Origin of the sequence: Maribacter sp. (genome assembly GCF_039968975.1) — a bacterium.
Lineage (GTDB): Bacteria > Bacteroidota > Bacteroidia > Flavobacteriales > Flavobacteriaceae > Maribacter.
This window is the reverse complement of the sequence record NZ_JBDVOT010000032.1, coordinates 1-1,495: the sequence shown is the minus strand read 5'-3', so window position 1 is coordinate 1,495 and position 1,495 is coordinate 1. Positions and strand designations below refer to the sequence as shown.

Annotated in this window: 1 protein-coding gene and 1 pseudogene; both read right to left on the bottom strand. The window is 37.3% G+C overall.

Annotation, left to right across the window (positions count from 1 at the left end; translation table 11 throughout):
* Window positions 1–288, bottom strand: a pseudogene (locus ABJI11_RS02015) (tagaturonate reductase); the annotation flags it as partial.
* A 14-nt stretch (window positions 289–302) separates the two neighbouring features.
* On the bottom strand, window positions 303–1,495 hold a 1,193-nt coding region (locus ABJI11_RS02010; RefSeq protein ID WP_348348951.1), incomplete at its 5' end, for a TRAP transporter large permease.

The following is a 1,495-nucleotide window of genomic DNA, read 5'->3' as shown; positions in this document are numbered from 1 at the left end:
AATACCAGTTACTATATTGGTAATCAATTCTTTTTCCTCCACCTCAACACCATTCTCCAGACCTTTTGTAAATACTGTATAAAGCCCATCTTGCTGGTTCAACATAGAAACTAAACCTTTTTCAATAGGTTGTACCACTGCAATACCTGCATTAAAATCAACTTCAGAATTTAATGTCTGAATGGCAAATTCTACAAAAGCCCGTAGAAAATTACCTTCACCAAATTGTACTATTTTAATAGGTAACTGTTTAGAAATACTACGGTTCTTTCTATTTAATTGCTGCATACCCTTTAACTATATTATAAATTGAACAAGCTTGGCAACCATAAGCTTAATTGTGGGATATAAGTAACCATGAAAAGTGCTATAATCATTGCTATGAATAGTGGTAATAAAGGCTTAAACACCTTTTCAATAGTAGTTTTAGCAACACCTACCCCAACAAACAACACAGAGCCAACGGGCGGTGTACATAACCCGATACAAAGATTAAGTACCATGATAATTCCAAAATGCACAGGGTCTAACCCTAATTTGGTTACAACAGGTAGAAAAATAGGTGTAAAGATTAATACAGCGGGTGTCATATCCATAAATATACCCACGAACAATAATAGCAAGTTGATAATTAAAAGAATGACAATTTTATTATCACTTAAACTTAAAAGCCCTGTACTAATATCTTGCGGAATGTTTTCATACGATAAAGCCCATGACATGCACATTGACGACCCTATCAACAACATTACAATTGCCGTGGTAGCAGAAGAATCCAGTAAAATTTGAGGTAATTTAGGCAGTGTAATTTCCTTATATATAAAACCTAAAATCAGACTATACAATACGGCAATGGCAGAAGCTTCTGTTGCGGTGAATATTCCCGTAACAATACCGCCTATAACAACTACAAGCATAAAAAGACTTGGCAAGGCATCTATAAAGGTTTTTCCCACTTCTTTTAAACTACTTCGTTTGCCTACTTTATACTTCTTCTTTTTTGCCCAAAAAGCCGCTACGATCATAAGAAATAACCCTGTCATTATTCCAGGAATATATCCTGCTAAAAACAGTGCGGCTATAGATGCTCCTCCACTAGCTAAAGAATATACTATTAGCACATTACTTGGCGGTATAATTAGACCTGTTGTTGCAGAAGTGATATTAACTGCTGCTCCAAATTCCTTGGAGTACCCTTCTTTCTCCATCTCCGGACCTAAAATACTACCCATAGCAGATGCCGATGCCATTGCAGAGCCAGCAATAGCCCCCATTAACATAGCCGCTATTACGTTAATTAATGCCAATCCGCCAGGAAAAGAACCTACTAGCGTCTTTGCAAATGCTATGAGCCTATGGGCTATACCACCCTTATTCATAAGCTCCCCTGACAATACAAAAAACGGAATCGCCAACAAGGCAAAACTATCCAAGCCTGTTGCCATTCTTTGAGATACCGTGGTAAATGCAGGCATTGCAGGTATACTAACCAACA